The organism is Staphylococcus cornubiensis, assembly GCF_900183575.1.
In the GTDB taxonomy this organism is placed as follows: domain Bacteria; phylum Bacillota; class Bacilli; order Staphylococcales; family Staphylococcaceae; genus Staphylococcus; species Staphylococcus cornubiensis.
The window spans coordinates 1-20,566 of the sequence record NZ_FXUZ01000013.1; the positions used below are offsets into that span (position 1 = coordinate 1).

The following is a 20,566-nucleotide window of genomic DNA, read 5'->3' on the forward strand; positions in this document are numbered from 1 at the left end:
TTTAGTTATTAATACATTTAATAAAGCTGTTAAAGGCATGTCGCCAAAAGAAACAAAAGGACTGCTTTTCCACAGTGACAGAGGGATACAGTACACTTCGCATACATTTAACACATTGATAAACAAACATCATATGATTCATAGTATGTCGCGTGTTAAAATGTGCATTGATAATGGCCCGATGGAAGGTGTATGGGGTCTAATGAAAAGCGAGCTACTTCTAGGTGATAAAAAACGAAGATTACCAAATTACGAAGAAGCTGAAAAAATGATTAGAGATTATATAACATTTTTTAATAACGATCGAGTTTCATTGAAAATGTCTAGCTTAGCAGGATAAGCTAAACTAGACACCGGTTTTTGATATTTAAGTGTAAACTGCAGGGGTTCCTGTTCAGCGCCTAGGAACGCGAGTCCCCCGGGGCAATCGTTAGGTTGCTATATCAAAAATTGGAATGATTTTTAAATATCTTTTTTCGCAATTAAACCTAAATTCGCCAACCACAATATGATGATTGAAGCGACATTAATAAACCACTGCCAATTGGTAAAAGTCACACCATTACCCAACGTCTTATCACTTAAATAACTAAACGGAATATACTCCAATGAATCTTGAATGTTATCCCCAATCTCAGGAATAAGTGGAATAAACGGTTTAACAACAGGTAATAATAGTAACAATAAAATACCCAGTGTATACACTAATGCTGGTTTTTGCACGATTAAGTTGATTAAAAACAATAACAGCCCATACACAAAGAATAAAATTAAATAAAATACGAGCAATTTCCAAGATTGATCATTATCTAAATCTGTGCCATCCGTCGTCCATTGAATCAAATAAGTAACAATAACGACAACTGCAGTCGTGAAAATACTAATAAAAATGATAGATAACGTTTTTGCGATGAAATAACCGATACGACTCTGTGTGTGATTTAAAAAGAGTTGAATTGTCCCTTGAGCCGTATCACGTGTAATGGTTTTAATCACAAAGAGTAAACCAATAAGCGAAAAGAACCATTTCCCCACACTGAACATCGTATTCGCGTTGACTGGATTATCATTAGTCACTTGAATAATCACCGTGATCATCAATGGTGCAATACCGAGAAGAATCGCCAAATATGTAAGTGGACTTTTTAAAATACTTACGATATCGAATTTGAACAGTTGCATGATATTCATGATTGATCACCTCGTTGATTAATATTGAAGTAAGTGTCTCGTAATGAAACTTTACGTGTTTCAATATATTGCGGATAAATCTCTTTTTGGGCTAAACCTTGAAGGAATTTACGATAGTCGCGTTGCCCATTTAAGATAATTTCTCCTGATTCTTTGTGTGATTGCACAACTTTAAAATGATCAGTTAAGAAATACAATGCTTGTTCAAAGTCATCGGGATCAACTTGAATAATGGTTTGGTCTGTAGATTGTCCTTCAGCCATGTTCACGTCTTGTACAAAGTGTCCATCTCTTAAAAATACGGCACGATCACAAATGAGCTCAATATCTTCTAATTTGTGACTAGAAATGAGAATTTTCATATCTAATTGTTGTACAAGTTGCTCAATCGTTTTTAAGACATCGATTGAACCGTCTGGATCCATACCATTTGTCGGCTCATCTAAAATTAAATATTTCGGTTTATTCATAAGTGAAACTGCAATGGCGAGTTTTTGTTTCATCCCCATTGAATATTTTTTCACTTTTTTCTTAATATATGATTCCATACCAAACGCTTTAATAATATTGTTCGTATATGCTTCATCAAAACCTTTACCTAATACTTGCGCAAACAGTTTTAAATTGTATAGTCCAGATTTATTATCGTAAAGTTTTGGATGTTCAATTAAATATCCAATATTATCATCATTTGTTACTTGAACTTCCCCTTGATAGTTGATAATATTGCCATTCATAATTTTCATTAATGTTGTTTTCCCAACACCATTTTTACCAATTAACCCAACAATTTTACTATCATTAAATGAAAAATCAATGCCATTAATGACAGTATTATTGCCATATTGTTTGGTGATTTGTTTCAATTCCATCCACGAATCCTCCTGTTTATTTTTTAGATGATACATTCGAGATTAAAATAACTACAACCTTAACCTGTCATAAAGTATGGCGCACTTATCAAAGAGAAACTCACCGCATTTAAAATAGCGCATCCTGTTCAATCTTAACGGTCAGTCACGACAATGGCGATATGTATCTTTGCGACGACTCAACCTCACTGTAAAAATTGCCCTTATATCATTTGTCATATTGAATTCGTGATTTAAATGAGGACTTTCGTATGTGTATGGTGTCACTTTCCTATGTTCATCACATAGACGTCTCTCCCAAAAACCTCTACCATATCATAGAAAATCTTCAACACTCGTAAACATAACAAAATGAACCGATAGAATACAACTATCAACTTGTTATATTTAAAATTTTAAACTTTTTTACAATTCATTTCATCAAATTCAATGCTTTAAAAAGTTTAACGTTGCTTTTTTCGATCGTTATGACGACTAATAAAAGCACAAATCATAAATAAAATGGTCGCGATAAACAATTTAATAGCAGATGTCTCCTCACCTAAAAACTGTAGTACTATACCAATGACAAAAATGATTAACGCAATAACCACAAAAATTTTCGTTAAATGTTTCATATGTTTCTCCTTTCATAATCATTGCTGATTCAAACATTAGAAAAACATCCCGTATTTGTCAACATGAATCCGTGGTTTGATGATGGGAATGGGACATAAAATTTTTGATGCTATTGATGCAGTACTTTGTTTACTTGCCCTCTCACTATGAATTGTGTTTTTGATTGCCCTCATGGCTTCACGTTTCCAAGGGGCTGGTCCTTCAACTCACTAACGTTTGATTAAACTGTCACATTTGTTGAAGCGTTAGTGGATTTTGGGAACAGTACAGAAATCACATGTGTAACAAAGATTTCGTTGTACTGCCCCCGCAAGGCTGACTAGACTTCTCAAAAGCATGCGTATTGAGAAGTCAGACAGCTACTGCGATAAACAGTAACCACTATTAAATTCAAATGACGGTATTTTGTTTTCAACTTCATCCCTCAGGAGTCTCAGCCTTATCGGCAATCTTACATCAAATGTAGTCACTTAGGGCAAGTTTCTGAAGTGAAGACAATCCGTATCATCATTTTTTTATATCCAGTTCATCCTCATTTTTCGATGATGTTATCACCAATAATGGATATCAATCCGTCAATTGACATAGGCTAGGATAACTCAATGTCCCAACCCCTTTCCTACGATTTGTCACACACCTGAAATCAAAGTCATTATATAACAATCTTAAATAAATCGTTTGCCTCCAAATTATGAAAGTGATAATATTAAAGTGTATCCACACATGATTAAATGACCCCAAACTTGTTGCCGCAAGTTTGGGGCTTTTCTTTTGTTGCATCATTTTTCATGAATGTGTCGAATCGTTTTTTTGTTGTTTTTCTCGATCTCGTTTTTTCCACCTAGATTCGATCCAACACCTAAAAATAACTAAAATGCCACCATTAACTAATAACATCCAAAATTCTGTCCACGACATGATTAAACACCTCCTACTTTTAGAAACCGTTTTCTTAAAAAGCGCCAAAAATGTAGGGAGTGGTGGCTACATTTATTTTAACACAAAACACCGAACATGTGTTCTTATTTTGCACTTTTATCTTGAATTTTCTATCAGTCTATTCTTTAAATTTATTGCTTTTCACTGTATGATAGACGTATATGATGAAAAATTAGAAAGAGGTCGAATCCTATGAACCCTTTAGCTCTACAATTAAATGAACAGTTAAGCGAAGAAAACCCAGTCGTCCTTGATATGCTTTCCGACCTTGGTACGAATATGTATTATCCAAAAGGTATTTTGACTCAGTCTGCTGAAGCAAAAGCAACAAAATATAATGCCACAATCGGTATGGCTACAACTGCTGAAGGTAAAATGTACACTGAAACATTATATGGCATGTTTGACCATTTAACGACAGATGAAGTTTTTGCTTATGCCCCACCACAAGGTTTAGCTGAATTACGTGAACTATGGCAACAAAAAATGTTAAAAGAAAACCCTGACTTAACGAAAGAAGCGATGAGTTTACCTATCGTGACAAATGCTTTAACACACGGTTTGTCATTAATTGGTGATTTATTTGTGAACCCGGGTGATACTGTACTCTTACCTCAACACAATTGGGGGAACTATAATCTCGTGTTTGGTATTCGCCATCAAGCCACAATGCAGACTTATCCAATTTTTGATGAACAAGGTCATTTCACAACCGAACATCTCGTAAAAACGTTGGATCATATTGAAGAGGATAAAGTCATCATGTTATTAAACTATCCAAACAATCCAACTGGCTATACACCAACAACAGAAGAAGTTGAGACGATTGTGCAAGCGATTAATCGACTCGCAAAACGCGGTGTCAATGTTGTTGCAGTTGTCGACGATGCGTATTACGGATTGTTTTACGAAGATGTCTACACACAATCCATTTTTACTGCACTGACACAGTTGAACAATGAACGTGTGTTACCTATTCGTTTAGATGGTGCAACAAAAGAATTTTTCGCATGGGGATTCCGTGTCGGCTTCTTAACTTTTGGTACTTCAAATGACACGACAAAAAATGTATTAGAAGCTAAAATGAAAGGACTCATCCGTAGTAACAACTCAAGTGGTGCCACACCTTCTCAAGCGGCAGTCCAACACGCGTTGAAACAAGGTGCCTCTTTCAATGATGAAGTGCAACACAACATTCAAATTTTACAATCGCGTTATGAAGTGACAAAGGAACTCGTATATAACGAAGATTACCAATCATTATGGCAGCCTTATGACTTTAACTCTGGCTACTTCATGGCATTGAAAGTGAAAGGTGTCAATGCTGAAGAATTGCGTGTACATCTGATTGAAAAACATTCGATCGGTATTGTCGCACTGAATGATACTGACATTCGTATTGCCTTTAGTTGTATCGAAAAAGAAGATTTACCACACGTATTTAAATCAATAGCAACAGCGATTCAAACTTTACAATCATAAATACAGCACAGACAGGTCGTCACAAGTCACCTGTCTGTTTTTTTATTTTAGGGGGATAAAATGGAATTTCATACACGCGAACCGCAACAATTTTTGACGAAAGCGAGTGGCTATTTAAAAGATTATACGCACACGCTCAATCCTTATATGGGCTGTCAATTTGGATGCACATATTGTTATATACGTCGCTCTCCTATTTCACTATTTTCGGGCAAAACTTGGGGAGACTGGCTCACTGCCAAAACAGATGCGTAGTTGAAATTTAGAAAAGAACTTCAAAACAACAAATCTAAAGGACCATTCACGGTATTCATGTCCTCTTCCACCGATCCGTATCAACCGCTCGAGAAAAAATATGAAATCACACGCTATTTGTTAGCTGAATTGCATGATTGCCCACCCGATTTTTTATTCATTCAAACACGGAGCCCACTCATACAACGAGACATCGACATCCTTCAATCTTATCCTGGAGATTTCATTGTAAGTATGACCATTGAAACAGACAGTGAAGATATCATTCGGCATTTCTCGCCTAAAGCTCCTAGCATTCAAGCTCGCCTTAAAACCGTGGACAAACTTCGTGCAGCTCACATTCCAACACAAATTGCCGTCGCACCTGTTCTTCCTTGTACCGATCAGTTTGCCCAAAAATTAGCCGAACATGTCGATCTTATTACGATTGACGATTACTTTATGGGAGATGGTTCAAACGGCCGTCGCACACAGTCGCTTGGTATTCAGTCTTTATATGAAACACTCGATTTACAGTCTTGGTATCATCCTGACGCCTATCTACATGTGGTAAAATTAATGCAAGACGTTTTTCCACATGAAAACATTGCAATCAGTCGTGATGGTTTCGTGCCATTTCAATAAATTCAAAGGAGGTCGATTTTTATGCCCTTTTATTTTCAACATATTGATACCCCACTCGGTTTAATGACCGCTGTTGTCAATGATGATGCGTTATTAGGTTTATCGTTTACAGATTCTAAAGATTATCAAACTGCATTGAATCATTTTCAAAAACAAGCACCGCTCATTCAAATTTCACATCATCCAATCGTGAATCAAATCGCATTTGAATTACAAGGTTATTTTCATGGTCATTGTCAAACGTTTAAAACACCTGTTGCGCATGTCATTGGTACACCTTTTCAACAAGAAGTGTGGCAAGCGCTACTACAACTTCCTTTTGGGGCGGTTGTCAATTATAGTGATATCGCACAAATGATTGGACGTCCAAAAAGTGTGCGTGCTGTCGCTTCTGCTATCGGTCAAAATCCACTTTCTATTATTGTTCCTTGTCATCGTGTATTAAGAAAAGATGGCCAATTAGGTGGTTTTAATAGTGGCCTGCATCGTAAAAAACATTTATTAGCATTGGAAGGTGACATTCATGGAACAACGCCATTATGACTTGCTTGAAACATTAGTCGCACATCCGACAGTCAGTCCCCCTGCCCGCAATACCATCACGCTACAACGACAAATTGCAACTTGGCTTGAAGACATAGGTTTTGAGGTCCAAACAATTCCTTTTTACGATAATGACTGTATCGTGGTCGGTACATTGAAAGGACGTCAACCTAATGCACCTCGTCTCATTTTAAACGGCCATGTCGATGTCGCTGAAGTAGAAGATGAACAATTTTGGTGCTTTAACCCCTTTCAACTGACTGAAGAAGATGGGTTTCTTTATGGCAGAGGCGTCGCAGATATGAAAGGTGGCATGTCCGCCCTCTTTTATAATTTAGAACGCTTGCATCAAGAAGGTAAACAACCTGAAGGCGATATTATTGTACATTCAGTTGTTGGTGAAGAAGTTGGCGAAGCAGGTACGAAAATTGCTTGTGAACATTCACCTCAAGCCGATTTAGCCCTTGTGTTAGATACGAGCGACAATATTGCGATGGGACAAGGCGGCGTCATTACAGGTTGGATCACGATTCAAAGTGAGGAAACTATTCACGACGGTGCAAGAAGCCATATCATTCATGCAGGTGGTGGTCGTCATGGTGCGAGTGCCATTGAAAAAATGGTAAAGATCATCCAAGCCTTACAAGAACTTGAACGTCATTGGGCAGTTACGAAATCTTATCCCGGCATGCCACCAGGCGCGAATACGATTAATCCAGCCGTGATTGAAGGTGGTCGTCATCCTGCTTTTATCGCAGACCAATGTCGATTATGGGTGACAGTGCATTATTTGCCTAACGAAAATTATGACACCATTATTGAAGAAATCGAAACGTACTTAAATAAAGTTGCCGATAGTGATTTATGGCTCAGTCAACATCCGCTTCAATTTGAATGGGGTGGCACTTCCATGATTGAAGATAAAGGTGAAATTTTCCCTAGTTTCACTTTACCGACATCTCATCCCGGATTTCACATGTTAGCAAAAGCACATGAACACGTGCACCAAACACCACTTCAAACGACGATAAGCACAACAGTGACAGATGGCGGTTGGACCGCAGACTTTGGCATTCCAACCATTTTATACGGACCCGGTGAACTCGATGAAGCCCATGGAACAAACGAAAAAATCAATATACAAGATTTAGAAAATTTTACCGAAGTCTTGTATACATTTTTAAAATCATGGTATGAAACACCTCAGCGTTAATAAAATTAATTTTCATAATACGTGAAAAAGACACTTTCCAATATGTTGTCAGGACATTTGGAAAGTGCCTTTTATTTTGTTATGAGTCATCAATCCCAAAAATTATCATGTTCTCTAATTATACCTTTACAAGTAGTTATTAATTCATCTAGATAATATTTTAAGTAGTCAACATCATTATCAAATATTTCTTTATTTTTAAAAGTATTTAAAAAGTTATTCGAAGCATTTTTCATTCTTAAAAGTGCATCGGTATATTTATCATCTGCCAATATACATTTTTCATCATTTATAATATTATTCACAATTTCTTTGAGTTGACAAATAAAATCATATAACTCAATTATTTCCATAGTTTCATTATCATCTGGAAATGTTATTTTTCCACCTTTTGATTTATACAATTCATTTATTTCTTCTTTGTTATCGACTAAATTTTCTAATGAGATGTAAATACCTACTACTTTATTAAACATAATACTGTTAAATCTAATATATTTTATTATGTATATATTTCTTACAAATTTCTTTTCTCGTTCAATCATTTCTCGTTCTTTGCTTTGTACTTTAATTGCATATTCACCTGATATTTTAGCTCCTAAATATGCACCGCCAAATGTAGCAAATATACCAATAAATGATATTGCTACTAGATATCCTTCTAATTTATTGGCAGGATCAATATTACTAAATAGAAAACCCAAAAAAAGAATAAATCCAGTTAAACTTATTATTACAAGTAAAATTAAATCTAATTTACCTCTAATTACCTCACCTATTTTTAACTTAATAATAAAATATTAGATAGAAAATTGTATACACCATTCCTTTCAAATTATCTCTAGGCAATTTAACTTATAAAAACAATCGTCTTTCAATACATCCCATTGCTATTTCATTTGAGGATCTTTTTCAAGTACTTTATTAGCAACCATATTAATATTGTCATTAATAATTTTATCAAAACCTGGTTCGTCCAGTATTCCTAAAAATACATTTAAAGATTTTGATTTTTAAATTGTGAACCTCTAGCAATTTCCAATAATGATAATAAGCTAAATCGTATACGTGCTCTATATAATTAAAGTGAAAATGATAAATAATTGCTGCTATTTTATGGTATTCAACTGTATTAATTTGGTTTGCAAGGTTTGATAAATAAAAGATTATCCTTTCCTCAGAAATATCATTTGAAGTAAAGGATATCAAAACATCATCCAGTTCAATCTAGCAAATTTTGTAATTCAGTTGTTAATCAATTAAATGTCATATTAAAAAGACGCTTCCCAAAAGTTGAGATATCAATTGGAAAGCGTCACAAATTTTTTATTCAAATCATTAATATTCAATCAATCATTAAAACATTGATATAAAGGCGTATGATAGCCTTCTACATCATACCTGGCATGCCGCCCATTTGTGGCATATCATTGCCTTTATCTTCTGGAATGTTTGCAACTACCGCTTCAGTTGTTAAGAACATTGCCGCAACACTTGCTGCGTGTTGTAAAGCAGAACGTGTCACTTTCGTTGGATCCACGATACCCGCTTCTAACATGTTCACCCATTCGTCTGTTGCTGCGTTGTAACCAATACCTGGTTCAGCATTTTTCATTCTTTCTACAATAACTGAACCTTCAAGACCTGCATTTTCAGCAATTTGACGCACTGGTGCTTGTAATGCCTTCAATACGATGTTCACACCTGTTGCTTCATCGCCTTCCGCTTCAATCGCTTGAACATCTTTGAAAATGTTCATTAATGCCGTACCACCACCAGCAACAATGCCTTCTTCAACTGCAGCGCGTGTTGAGTTCAATGCATCTTCAATACGTAATTTACGTTCTTTCAATTCAGTTTCAGAAGCTGCACCCACTTTAATCACTGCAACACCGCCAGCTAATTTTGCTAAACGTTCTTGAAGTTTTTCACGGTCAAAGTCAGAATCTGTTTCTTCAATTTGTGCTTTTAATTGACCGACACGGGCATCGATGTTCGCAGGGTCACCGTCACCATCCACGACTGTCGTATTGTCTTTAGTCACTTCAACTTTGTTTGCAGTACCTAACATATCTAAAGTTGCTTCTTTTAATTCAAGACCTAAATCGTCTGTAATCACTTGTGCACCTGTTACAATCGCTAAGTCTTCTAACATTGCTTTACGACGATCACCGAAACCAGGTGCTTTAACTGCAACTGCTGTGAATGTACCACGCATACGGTTTAAGACAAGATTTGTTAATGCATCGCCTTCTACTTCGTCAGCTACAATTAAAATTGGTCGATTTGATTGTACAATTTGCTCTAATAAAGGCAAGATATCTTGGAATGAAGAGATTTTCTTGTCAGTAATTAAAATGTACGGTCTTTCTAATTCTGCAATCATTTTGTCAGAATCTGTCACCATGTAAGGCGATTGGTAACCACGGTCAAATTGCATCCCTTCAACGACTTCTAATTCTGTGTTAAAACCGTTTGACTCCTCAATTGAAATAACACCGTCATTACCGACTTTTTCCATCGCTTCAGAAATGTAACGACCTACTTCTTCATCAGCAGCAGAAATCGCGCCGACTTGTGCAATTTCTTCTTTATTTTCAACTTTTTGAGAAATGTTGTGTAACGATTCAATCGCTACTGCCACAGCTTTATCAATACCTTGGCGGATACCGACAGGGTTGGCACCACTTGTCACGTTTTTAAGACCTTCTTGAATCATTGCTTGTGCAAGTACAGTTGCTGTCGTCGTCCCATCACCAGCAATTTCATTTGTTTTATTCGCCACTTCTTGAACAAGTTTTGCGCCCATATTTTCATAAGGATCTTCTAATTCAATTTCTTTTGCGATTGTTACACCGTCATTTGTAATGAGTGGTGCTGTAAATTCTTTATCGAGTACAACATTGCGCCCTTTTGGACCAATTGTCACTTTAACAGCATTTGCTAATTTATCGACACCACGTAACATTGCTTGACGTGCGTCTTCAGAAAATTTTAATTCCTTTGCCATTCTAAAACCTCCGTTGTTGGATTCATTTCTTCTATATTTAATGTCTGATTAATCTTCAATAATCGCTAAAATTTCATCTTCAGTTAACACTAAGTATTCCGTATCGTTTCGTTTAACTTCAGTTCCTGCATATTGTTGAAACACAACACGATCGCCTACGTTTAATTCTGGTTTCAGACGTTCACCATTGTCTAAAATGCGTCCCGGACCTACCGCAACGATAACACCTTCATTTGATTTTTCCTTAGCTGAATCAGTTAAAACAATACCGCTTTTAGTTGTTTGTTCGTGTTCTTTCTTTTCGATGACTACACGGTTTCCTAATGGTCTAAGCATGTGTGAGTGCCTCCTTATGTTCAACAAAAATTTAGCACTTTAATATATCGAGTGCTAATTTAGTTCTATAATAATCAAAATTGGTCAAAATTTCAAGCATTTACCATTAAAGCCGTTGTCCGCACCTTTATTTTCCGTTAAAATAAAAGTTATTGAACGGAGGCTAACTATGAAGAGATTTTGGGTTTCACTGCTCACTGTGCTTTTGTATGTTTTGGCACAAGTATCACCTTACATTGCACGAGCAGCGGGTTGGATTCAAACTGAAAACCAAGCTGAATTGTTACATCAAACAATTGTAGTGCAGTTTTCTGCTTTTATCATTGTAGCGATTTTAATTATCATGCTACAGTTTTTTGTAAAAAATAAACTCAATTTTGAACAAGGTCCGAAAGAGAAGAAGCGCTATGTGGTACCTTATATTTTAGTCGGTTTAGTCATTGTGTTCATCGCACAAATGATTGTTAACCTCATATCGGTATACCTTCTAGGTGCTAATCCAGCAAGTGAAAATACATTAAGAATCATGAAAATTGCGCGTCAAATGCCATTATTCATTATTTTAATTGCTATCGTTGGACCATTATTAGAAGAGTTTGTGTTTAGAAAAGTACTGTTTGGCGAATTGTATCACGCGATTAAAGCAAGTAAAGGGGTAAAATTCATTATCGCAACGACAATCAGTTCTGCAGTTTTTGCATTTGTACATATGGATTTTTCGCATTTCTTAGCTTACTTCGTGATGGGGATTATTTTTTCAGCATTTTATATTTATACTAAACGTTTAAGCGTATCGATTGGTATTCATATGGCTCAAAATGGTTTAGTCGCACTCATCCAGTTAATGGTACCTGAAAAAATGCTGGAGAATGCGGTCAAGCAAACACAATTTATCCACTTGTTGACGACGCATTTTATTTCTCTTTTCCCTTCATAATCTATACACGATTCACTTCACAAAATTACTTCAAAAATTTTCGTTTTATTTTTTACAATGTATAAGGGGTTAGGACGCCTTGAAGTGAGCGTCTTAACCCCTTTAAATGTTTTATTTCCAAAAATGATGTAGTCGTTTCCATAAAACCAAACTAATGATGCCGACGAAACCGACCATCACAAGCCCAATGTAAATCATTGGCTTATAGCTGAGTGATTTTTCTGTGTCATCTTTTATATCTTTCATATGATGATTATTAAAGTTTTCACCGTGTTGCTCTATTTTCTTCACTTTATCTTGCTGATGTTTATTCACTAGTGACTTATCTCCACTTTTCTTGAAATCAGGCATTGACCCGAATTGACCGGTCACTAATGCTAAAACTTGTTTATCCAAACGATGATAGTATTGTTCTGTTGATAGTGGATTAAAATATTGATATCTAAAATAATCTGTACTCTGTTGCAAATCATCTAAAAATTCATTTTGCGTAAATTGTTCTTTACGGCTCAAATTTGTGATTTCACTTTGTATATGATTTCCAGCGCCATTTAAACGCGAAATTTCTTCTTGGAATAATGGATTATATTTATAATTGTTATTCAACATCTTGGCATAACGTTGATACACGGATGCATCCTGATGATTCATATTACCTGCACTTGCCACTTGACCTTGACCGTTATGTTGCGTTTCACTTTCATTTGTAGAAGGTGGCTGATTATTTGTTTGAGGCGGTTCGGCATGACCACCGCCACCCCCACCATTCGGGCTGTTAGTTGAACCGTCATTACCATTTCCACCGTTTTCTGAAGCAGGTGGTGGCGTATGATTTGATTGATCATCTTTTTGATCTGGACGATTTGGTTGCTTAGGTGGTTTGTTAGATGCATCGCCTTTGTCAGGTTTTTTATTCTGATCTTTCGATGGTTTATCTTTATCCGGTTTGTTAGGTTCTTCTTTATTTGGTTTTTCTCCATGCCCTTGGTCCGTCTCTGATTCTGGTCGGTCAGGTTTGGATGGTTTATCTTCGTTGTCCGGTTGTTCTTTATGATCGTTTTCTTCATTAGACGGCACTTCTTCAGTACGAGGCTCCTCTGTAGATCCCTCTTCAGTACTTGATGGCGTTGAATCAGTTTCATCAGTTGGCGTTGTTTCATTACTTGGCTTTACATTTTCATTTGACGATGTAATACTTTCATCTTCTGAACTTCCTATATCTTCATTAGATGGCGTCACTTCAGGATAATTTTCATCCGAAGTAACTGTAGCGCGTACATTATCGTTTTGCGTAATTTGGCCATCAGATTGCGTACGTGACGTTGTGTTAAAAGCTATATTATCTGCGTCATTGATTTCTGCAGCTTTAACCATTTCATGAGTAAATAAAAGAGGTGATACTACACATAAAATGCTAGCTGAACCGACCCCTACTTTGTACAGTCGTTTTACAAAATGTTCTTTTTTATGTTTTACCATCAGATACACCTCTGATTACTTAAAGTTTTTTATCACAGTCAGTATAAACAAAAGTGACCTAGAAAACCACCCTCATGTTAATATAATTGTAATCAATTAAGATTTTTGTTTAACGCTCGAGCATTTAGTACACTATTATTAATTTAGAAATGAGGATGATTACTATGCAAATACAACTCTTTCAATTTAATATCACACTTGCTGATTCAAGTCAAAACGAACAGAAAATCACGACATTATTTGAACAACATTTAGATGAAAAAACCGATGTCATCGTCCTACCTGAAATGTGGAATAACGGCTATGCATTACCTCAATTAGAACAGTTAGCGGACGATCAATTAACACAAAGTTATGCATTGATACAAAAGTTAGCACAAGCGTATCAAGTGGACATCATTGCGGGTTCTGTATCTAATCGTAAAAACGGCTCCGTATATAATACAGCATTTGCAGTAAATCGACACGGCGAAAAAATTTATGAATATGATAAAATTCATCTCGTACCTATGTTAGATGAACCAGACTTTTTGACTGGTGGTGAAACTGTACCTTACCCTTATTCACTTTCTGACGGTACAACTGTGTCCCAAATCATTTGTTACGACCTCCGTTTTCCAGAGTTGAGTCGTTACCCTGCAGCACAAGGCGCAAAAGTGATGTTTTATGTCGCACAATGGCCAGATGTACGCCTTTCACATTGGCGTCAATTATTACAAGCGAGAGCCGTGGAAAATGATATGTATGTTGTCGCTGTAAACGGCAGTGGCAATGATGGCAAAACAACGTACGCAGGTCATTCAATGGTCGTGGATCCAAATGGAGAAATCGTTGCTGAAGCGGATGAAAATGAAGCAGTTATGACAGTGACGCTTGACCTTCAAAAAGTAGATGCACAACGCCGTGCTATCCCAGTTTTTGATAATATGCGTCCTTCAGTTTATCGCTATGCACAAAAAGAAGAATGAAAATAGTGGTTTTATCACAAAAGCCTTAATTGACTTTATCCGTACACGCTCCAAGGAGATGTCCCTACACAACTAACCCATGCTTTCATTTAACAAAAACAGCCTGTGTGAAGTCTCGGGCTGTTTTTTCTTTTGTTAAATCGTCCATACAATAAAAGAAACAGACGAGCTTGGGAGGGACTCGCCTGTTCTTCATATTAAGGGAATGTTTTATTTACAGTTATTCTATTTAATTGGGGATGTTATTAATTATGAAAAAATTTAGTGAATTTACCGATTATTAAATATTGCTACAATGGCTTCAATATCGAAACCTGATTTTACTTTAGTCTAAGTAAGGAAAAAGATTCTAACAAAATAACTTTGTTAAAAAAATTATTTCATGAATTTTGCAATTGTTTCTGCGATAAGTTTAACGAATTCAACGATTGTGCTAATGATATCTGCTGCCATAGTGAGCACCTCCTTAAATTTTAAAATAAAACCAAAGACTTCAATAGATTGTTGCTCTCTTAGTCATGTAAGCTGAGCGAAGAATACATTGACTAAGAACATCTGACTTAACTTAATCAGTAAATTTGCTTAAGTGTACTCGAAAACACTTATTACAAAATCACTTCATCTCCATCACCAATGTGATGATGTCTATATTACAACATGTTTTTTCACCTTTGTGTTAACGAGTGCGTAACTTGTTGTTTTTTATTCTTAACTGTTCGTAAATTTATGGTAAAATATTAAAAAAGTATCAATTCTAACAGTTAGGAATGATAAATGAACACTTAGGCAAAAAATAAAGCGTTTTAATAGTTGTGTATTATAATTTAGTTAAGGAGGAGAGCCGTATGTTACTCATTGACAATGGAATTGAAAAGCTCGCACTGAAGCTCCAACAAAGACAGAATTTAAGTCATATTGAGTTTTTAAAAGTGCGTTTAGGCATGCAAGTTGTCGTTATAAACTTCTTTAAAGCGATTGTGACTTACGGTCTTGCAATCCTATTGGACATATTTTTATACACACTTATTGTTCACATCAGTTTTTTAGTTTTAAGAGGCTATTCTCATGGTGCACACGCAAAGAATTCAATGCTTTGTCACGTGCAAAACATAGCTTTATTTGTTGTTTTACCGTGGTTGATTGTGCAATATGACATTTCTTTTCAATTTTTGTTAAGCTTAACTATATTGAGTGCTTTGATTGTAATCAAATATGCGCCAGCAGCAACTAAGAAAAGACCTATACCACAACGAAAAGTAAAAGGTCTTAAAATCAAATCAATCATTACATTCTTTTTACTCATAATTGTTGCATTAATCATACCAGCGCCTTATAATCGATTTGTCGTTTATGGGGTATTATTACAATCCGCAACATTATTACCTATATTTTCCACAAGGGAGGAAGTTTAAAATGAGAATTTTAGAAGTATTATTCAACTTAATTACAAATTTATTCCAATCAATCGGTACTTTTGCAAGAATCCCTACTAGTACTGGATTTTTTGACGAGCCAGAAATCCCTGCTGAATTGTTAGAAGAAGAAAAATAATAAACGTTAGAAAGTGTGTATAAAATTGGAAATACTTTTTGTTATATTTGTAGTATTATTTCAATCTTTTATTTTCGCATCAGTAACGAGTATTATCCAAAAATATAAATATAGTCAAAGGGATTACATTATTCTCATCCTCGGGATAGTAATCCCTTCTATTATTTTATATTTTATTTTTGGTAGAAATAGTTTGCTTTATTTAATTCTTTGCTTTTTCATCTTTTATTTTAGACGAGCAAAAATTATTGGAATTATTACTGTGTTACTCTCTATTCTTATTTTACTAATTAATGATTTTATAGCAACAGGGGTTTTCGCTTACCTTAATACATATCAAGTTAATTATTATTTGATAACTTTAATATATATGGTTGTCTTTGCACTTGGTTGTTACATTTTTTCTTTCATCGTCATTACGTTGTTTAATAAACTTAAAACTTCTTGGTTATATATCAATAAATTATATTTAATTGCGCTCGTTTTATTTTTAGCTAGTGGATTTATTATATTTTTCTCTTTACTACCAAGAACTGTTGTTGATATATATGAGTTTAAATATTTAGGTATCGTTTATTTTATTTCTTTTTCAGTTTTCGCTATATTAATTATAGCTACCACTTTAACCATTGAACGAGAAATAAATTATAAGAGAAAAAAACAAGAACTAGATGATTATTATAAATACACGGTGCAAATTGAAAAGATTAACAACAAAATGCGTAAATTCAGACATGACTATACGAATATTTTATTAACGATGTCCGAATATTTACGTGAAGATGATTTAGAAGGTTTAAAAAAATATTATCATGAGCATATTAGTCCTTTGAAAAGTGAATTTGAATCCAATACGATGCGACTCAATGGAATTGAAAATTTAAAAGTCCGTGAAATTAAAGGGTTAATAACGACTAAAATTTTACAAGCGCAAGAAAACGATATTGAAATTACTGTTGAAGTGGCAGATGAAATTGCGCACATTGCTATGGATTCTATTCAACTTAGCCGTGTATTAGGGATTATTATGGACAATGCGATTGAAGCTTCTAACACTATTAACGATCCAATTATCCAAATTGCATTCATTAAAACAGACGAATCTGTGATGATTATCATTATGAACAAAGCACCAAAAGATATGCCTAAGCTACATACCTTGTTCCAAGATGGCTTTTCAACTAAAGGAAAAAATCGAGGTATTGGTTTAACTACATTGAAAGAGATTATTGATCAAACGGACAATGTATTCCTTGATACGACGATCGAAAATCATTATTTTATACAGAAATTAGAAATTATGAACGATTAAGAATAAGGATGTGTGTATCATGAAAATTTTGATTTGTGAGGATGATCCCAAACAACGCGAACGCATGGTGTCCATTATTGAGAATTATATTATGATTGAAGAAAAACCTATGGAGATTGTACTTGCAACAAATGATCCTTATGCTATTTTAGAAACATCTAAAAATATGAGTGATATCGGCTGTTATTTTTTAGATATCCAATTAGAATCAGATATTAATGGGATTAAACTAGGCAGTGAGATTCGTAAGCATGATCCTGTAGGGAATATTATTTTTGTAACCAGTCATAGTGAACTGACCTACCTCACTTTTGTCTACAAAGTGGCTGCAATGGATTTTATTTTTAAAGATGATCCTGAAGAATTGAGAACACGTATTATTGATTGTCTAGAAACTGCTTTAAAACGACTCGATTTATTAACTAAAGATCATACTGTAGAAACTTTGGAACTTAAACGTGGTACAAGTTCTGTCTATGTGAACTATGATGATGTGATGTTTTTCGAGTCCTCACCTAAGTCACACCGTTTAATCGCTCATTTAGATAATCGCCAAATCGAATTTTACGGCAACCTGAAAGAATTAGCACAATTAGATGATCGTTTCTTCAGATGTCATAACAGTTTTGTGTTGAATCGAAGAAATATTACGAGTGTCGATACGAAAGAGCGTATTGTTTATTTTAAAAATGATGAGTTTTGTTACGTCTCAGTACGTAATCTGAAAAAAATATAATATAGCTGTTGATCGTGTTAAAAAGCCAATCTCCCATCACTTCGGGAAATTGGCTTTTTAATTATAGTTCATTTAGTGTTGGTAAACTTGAAATCGCACCATATTGTGATACGACACGACCAGAAACTTGATGTGCGAATTTCAAAATGTCATGCCCGTGCTGTTTCAATGTATCAATTGGATGTTGTTCAGTTTGACACAGTTTCGCATTAATTGCGCCGATAAAGGCATCTCCCGCTCCTGTAGTATCAACAACTTTTGCTGGAGGTGTCGGTACGTCAATCGTTGTACCATCTTTGAAAATTAAAGATGCGCCTTGACTGCCTTTCGTATAAATAACTGCCTGAACTTGCCCGACAAACAACGATTTTAATGCCGCTTCTTCATCGTCATGACGCGTTACAAATGATAATTCTTCATCTGAAACTTTTACAACATGCGCACGTGGTAAAAATGCTTGTAATGTCTCGTAATATACATCATGGTTCTCCCATAAAGGTAAACGGACATTCGGATCAAAAACAATTGTCGCCCCCACTTGCTCTGCTTTATCTAATAATTGAACATGGGCTTCTTTCATTGGACTTTCAACTAACGCAACAGAACAAAAATGCACCAAATCTCCTTGTTGCAAATCAATCGCGTCAATATTTTCAGGTTGATAAAGCATATCTGCACTTGGTTTTCGATAAAATGAAAAATCTCGCTCACCTTCATTAGATAAACTGACAAATGCCAATGCTGTATTCGCCTCTTTTGTCGTTAAAACATAAGATGTATCCACTTTTGCGGCTTGTAAGGTCTCTATAATCTTGTCACCAAATGCATCTTCGCCTACTTGTGTGATTAAATAACTCTTTCCACCTAATTTTTGAACAGCTGCCGCCACGTTACACGGTGCGCCGCCGACTTGGGGTTCAAAACCTGTCACATCTTTTAATGCCGTCTCTCTTTCTGTTGGAATAAAATCGATGAGTGCTTCCCCTATCGCATGAAACCGTTTCATTCGTTATTCCCCTTCCACGATATCGTATTTAGTCATTTTTAAATAAATTTGACCTGAATCTGTCACCACTTTGAATTTATTAGATGTCGCTTTTGGAAAAATTCTTGAAGTGAGCACGCGTTCTCCTTCATTACAAAATATTTCGATGCTCGATGTATCCACAAAAATACGTAAATGTTTTAAATCAGTGTCTAATTGTGTCACTCTCATCGTTCCTTCAACAGGATACGGTAACACACCACTGTCAAAACGTTCAAGCGAAATTGTACGTGTTTTTGAGTCATATCGAATCGTTGTAGATTCATCACGTGAAGCACGTAGTTGTAATTCAAATGCTGACGCTTCATTTTCTAAAATATCCACTACGAGTTCATATTGCACGCCTTCATAAGGGTGAAGTTGCTTAATAAACTTGTTCGCATAACCAAGTGCGACTTCTTCATGCCTACGTAGCTTTCTTAAATTCATATGTGGTTTTTGCTTTAACTTACCATCTTCTACCGTCAAAGTTCTAGGCAATGTTAAACAATGCGCCCATCCATCATCATCTGTTGGGTATTCCGTATCTGGAAGCCCCATCCAACCGATTAACACACGTCGTCCCGCTTCATCAGTCATCGTTTGAGGTGCATAAAAATCAAAACCGTGGTCAAGCTCTATAAATGGCCCGTGGTCAAACGCTAACGTGTCAAAGTTTAATGTTCCCATAATATAACCGCTTTGATAAATATTTTGATACGCATCGCCTTCAGATTCTATACCTTGTGGACAGAATAACAAAATATCTTTACCATGAATTTGAAAATAATCAGGACATTCCCACATATAACCAAAATCTTCTAATTGTGTTTGAATTTCACCTTTAAACTGCCATGGTCCTTCTGGGTGCTCAGCTTCGTATAACACTGCACAACCTGTTTCATTCTCACGTTGTGCCCCTAACAATGCATACAGTTTACCATCTTTTTCAAATACTTTAGGATCTCGAAAATGATGTGTATACCCTTTTGGAGGAGCTGGAATCGCAGGAGGTAATAATTTTTGAACCGATCCATCTGGTAAAACTTTGGCTACAATTTGACTACTGTGACGGTTCCACTCGTCGTCACGATGATTAGCAGTATACATATAATATAATGATTGATTATAAGAAAATGCACTACCACTGTAGACACCGTGACTATCATAATCATTATCTGGACGCAAGACGATACCTCGATCTTCAAATTGCACGAGATTTCGACTTGTCAGTAAACGCCAATATTTCAGTCCATGTACCGCACCTAAAGGAAACCATTGATGCGCAACGTAATATTGACCGTTAAAAAAGATCAGCCCGTTTGGATCATTTAAAAGTCCTGTTGGGGGTTGAATATGATAAATTTGTCGAAATGGAGAGGTGTTGACTTTTTCTGTTAATAATTCAAGTTCTTGTTCTGTTGCTTCTTCATATTTACGATAACGTTTTTCTCTACTCCATTGTTCCATGCTGTA

General features: G+C 35.5%; 21 protein-coding genes and 1 pseudogene. 11 read left to right on the plus strand and 11 right to left on the minus strand.

Annotation, left to right across the window (positions count from 1 at the left end; genetic code table 11):
- On the plus strand, positions 1–340 hold a 340-nt coding region (locus CCE82_RS10205; protein ID WP_159454535.1), incomplete at its 5' end, for an IS3 family transposase.
- A gap of 122 nt (positions 341–462) precedes the next feature.
- Here the strand turns inward: CCE82_RS10205 and pmtD are convergent.
- The 4 genes from pmtD to CCE82_RS13395 form a co-directional block, all read right to left on the minus strand.
- Positions 463–1,191 carry a phenol-soluble modulin export ABC transporter permease subunit PmtD gene (gene pmtD / locus CCE82_RS10210; protein ID WP_086429285.1) on the minus strand — a complete coding sequence of 243 codons (729 nt, stop codon included), beginning with the start codon at positions 1,189–1,191 and terminating at the stop codon, positions 463–465.
- Positions 1,188–2,063, minus strand: a complete 876-nt coding sequence (gene pmtC, locus CCE82_RS10215; RefSeq protein ID WP_086429286.1) for a phenol-soluble modulin export ABC transporter ATP-binding protein PmtC — start codon at positions 2,061–2,063, stop codon at positions 1,188–1,190. Before pmtC ends, pmtD begins: the two co-directional genes overlap by 4 nt.
- A gap of 443 nt (positions 2,064–2,506) precedes the next feature.
- Positions 2,507–2,680, minus strand: a complete 174-nt coding sequence (locus CCE82_RS13085; protein WP_086429287.1) for an SE1626 family protein — start codon at positions 2,678–2,680, stop codon at positions 2,507–2,509.
- Between the two features lie 787 nt (positions 2,681–3,467).
- Entirely contained in the window at positions 3,468–3,599 is a 132-nt protein-coding gene (locus tag CCE82_RS13395; RefSeq protein ID WP_420822115.1) for a Trp-rich small protein, read from the minus strand.
- Between the two features lie 213 nt (positions 3,600–3,812).
- Here CCE82_RS13395 and CCE82_RS10225 point away from each other — a divergent pair, with 213 nt between their 5' ends.
- The 4 genes and pseudogenes from CCE82_RS10225 to CCE82_RS10240 all read left to right on the plus strand — a co-directional run bounded on the left by CCE82_RS10225 (position 3,813) and on the right by CCE82_RS10240 (position 7,737).
- Positions 3,813–5,102, plus strand: coding sequence for an aminotransferase class I/II-fold pyridoxal phosphate-dependent enzyme (locus CCE82_RS10225; RefSeq protein WP_086429288.1), 1,290 nt, complete (start codon positions 3,813–3,815; stop codon positions 5,100–5,102).
- 60 nt (positions 5,103–5,162) lie between these two features.
- Positions 5,163–5,981, plus strand: a pseudogene (locus CCE82_RS10230) (SPL family radical SAM protein).
- Between the two features lie 21 nt (positions 5,982–6,002).
- Positions 6,003–6,524 (plus strand): methylated-DNA--[protein]-cysteine S-methyltransferase, encoded by a 522-nt coding sequence (locus CCE82_RS10235; RefSeq protein WP_086429289.1) that lies wholly within the window; start codon positions 6,003–6,005, stop codon positions 6,522–6,524.
- On the plus strand, positions 6,505–7,737 hold the full coding sequence (locus tag CCE82_RS10240) for an acetylornithine deacetylase (RefSeq protein ID WP_086429290.1): 1,233 nt from the start codon (positions 6,505–6,507) through the stop codon (positions 7,735–7,737). The genes CCE82_RS10235 and CCE82_RS10240 overlap by 20 nt, the downstream gene beginning before the upstream one ends.
- A gap of 89 nt (positions 7,738–7,826) precedes the next feature.
- Here CCE82_RS10240 and CCE82_RS10245 read toward each other — a convergent pair whose 3' ends face one another.
- The 3 genes from CCE82_RS10245 to groES all read right to left on the minus strand — a co-directional run bounded on the left by CCE82_RS10245 (position 7,827) and on the right by groES (position 11,083).
- Positions 7,827–8,441, minus strand: coding sequence for a hypothetical protein (locus CCE82_RS10245; protein ID WP_086429291.1), 615 nt, complete (start codon positions 8,439–8,441; stop codon positions 7,827–7,829).
- A gap of 686 nt (positions 8,442–9,127) precedes the next feature.
- Positions 9,128–10,747 carry a chaperonin GroEL gene (groL, locus tag CCE82_RS10255; protein ID WP_019167564.1) on the minus strand — a complete coding sequence of 540 codons (1,620 nt, stop codon included), beginning with the start codon at positions 10,745–10,747 and terminating at the stop codon, positions 9,128–9,130.
- Between the two features lie 48 nt (positions 10,748–10,795).
- On the minus strand, positions 10,796–11,083 hold the full coding sequence (gene groES / locus CCE82_RS10260; RefSeq protein ID WP_086429292.1) for a co-chaperone GroES: 288 nt from the start codon (positions 11,081–11,083) through the stop codon (positions 10,796–10,798).
- Positions 11,084–11,252: 169 nt separating this feature from the next.
- On the opposite strand from groES, the gene mroQ reads away from it, so the two are divergent.
- Complete coding sequence (gene mroQ, locus CCE82_RS10265) at positions 11,253–12,020, plus strand: intramembrane glutamic endopeptidase MroQ (RefSeq protein ID WP_086429293.1); 768 nt, start codon at positions 11,253–11,255, stop codon at positions 12,018–12,020.
- 111 nt (positions 12,021–12,131) lie between these two features.
- On the opposite strand, the gene CCE82_RS10270 is transcribed toward mroQ, so the two are convergent.
- Positions 12,132–13,499, minus strand: a complete 1,368-nt coding sequence (locus CCE82_RS10270) for an SdrH family protein (protein ID WP_086429294.1) — start codon at positions 13,497–13,499, stop codon at positions 12,132–12,134.
- 164 nt (positions 13,500–13,663) lie between these two features.
- Between CCE82_RS10270 and CCE82_RS10275 the strand changes: the two genes are divergently transcribed.
- Positions 13,664–14,467 carry a carbon-nitrogen family hydrolase gene (locus CCE82_RS10275; protein ID WP_086429295.1) on the plus strand — a complete coding sequence of 268 codons (804 nt, stop codon included), beginning with the start codon at positions 13,664–13,666 and terminating at the stop codon, positions 14,465–14,467.
- 375 nt (positions 14,468–14,842) lie between these two features.
- On the opposite strand, the gene CCE82_RS13400 is transcribed toward CCE82_RS10275, so the two are convergent.
- Complete coding sequence (locus tag CCE82_RS13400; RefSeq protein WP_159454536.1) at positions 14,843–14,920, minus strand: delta-lysin family phenol-soluble modulin; 78 nt, start codon at positions 14,918–14,920, stop codon at positions 14,843–14,845.
- Positions 14,921–15,312: 392 nt separating this feature from the next.
- Between CCE82_RS13400 and CCE82_RS10280 the strand changes: the two genes are divergently transcribed.
- From CCE82_RS10280 to agrA, 4 genes are read left to right on the plus strand one after another with little or no spacing between them, the layout of a single operon-like run.
- Complete coding sequence (locus CCE82_RS10280; protein ID WP_086429296.1) at positions 15,313–15,879, plus strand: accessory gene regulator AgrB; 567 nt, start codon at positions 15,313–15,315, stop codon at positions 15,877–15,879.
- A 1-nt stretch (position 15,880) separates the two neighbouring features.
- Complete coding sequence (agrD, locus tag CCE82_RS10285; protein WP_019167558.1) at positions 15,881–16,018, plus strand: cyclic lactone autoinducer peptide AgrD; 138 nt, start codon at positions 15,881–15,883, stop codon at positions 16,016–16,018.
- A gap of 25 nt (positions 16,019–16,043) precedes the next feature.
- Positions 16,044–17,330, plus strand: coding sequence for a quorum-sensing sensor histidine kinase AgrC (gene agrC, locus CCE82_RS13405; RefSeq protein WP_086429297.1), 1,287 nt, complete (start codon positions 16,044–16,046; stop codon positions 17,328–17,330).
- 19 nt (positions 17,331–17,349) lie between these two features.
- Positions 17,350–18,066, plus strand: a complete 717-nt coding sequence (agrA, locus tag CCE82_RS10295) for a quorum-sensing response regulator AgrA (protein WP_086429298.1) — start codon at positions 17,350–17,352, stop codon at positions 18,064–18,066.
- Positions 18,067–18,127: 61 nt separating this feature from the next.
- On the opposite strand, the gene CCE82_RS10300 is transcribed toward agrA, so the two are convergent.
- The gene (locus CCE82_RS10300; RefSeq protein ID WP_086429299.1) at positions 18,128–19,072 is read right to left on the minus strand and encodes a carbohydrate kinase family protein; all 945 of its coding nucleotides are present in this window, start codon (positions 19,070–19,072) and stop codon (positions 18,128–18,130) included.
- Between the two features lie 3 nt (positions 19,073–19,075).
- A complete protein-coding gene (locus CCE82_RS10305; protein WP_086429300.1) occupies positions 19,076–20,560 on the minus strand; it encodes a sucrose-6-phosphate hydrolase in 1,485 nt (494 codons plus the stop codon).
- Between the last annotated feature and the right edge of the window lie 6 nt (positions 20,561–20,566).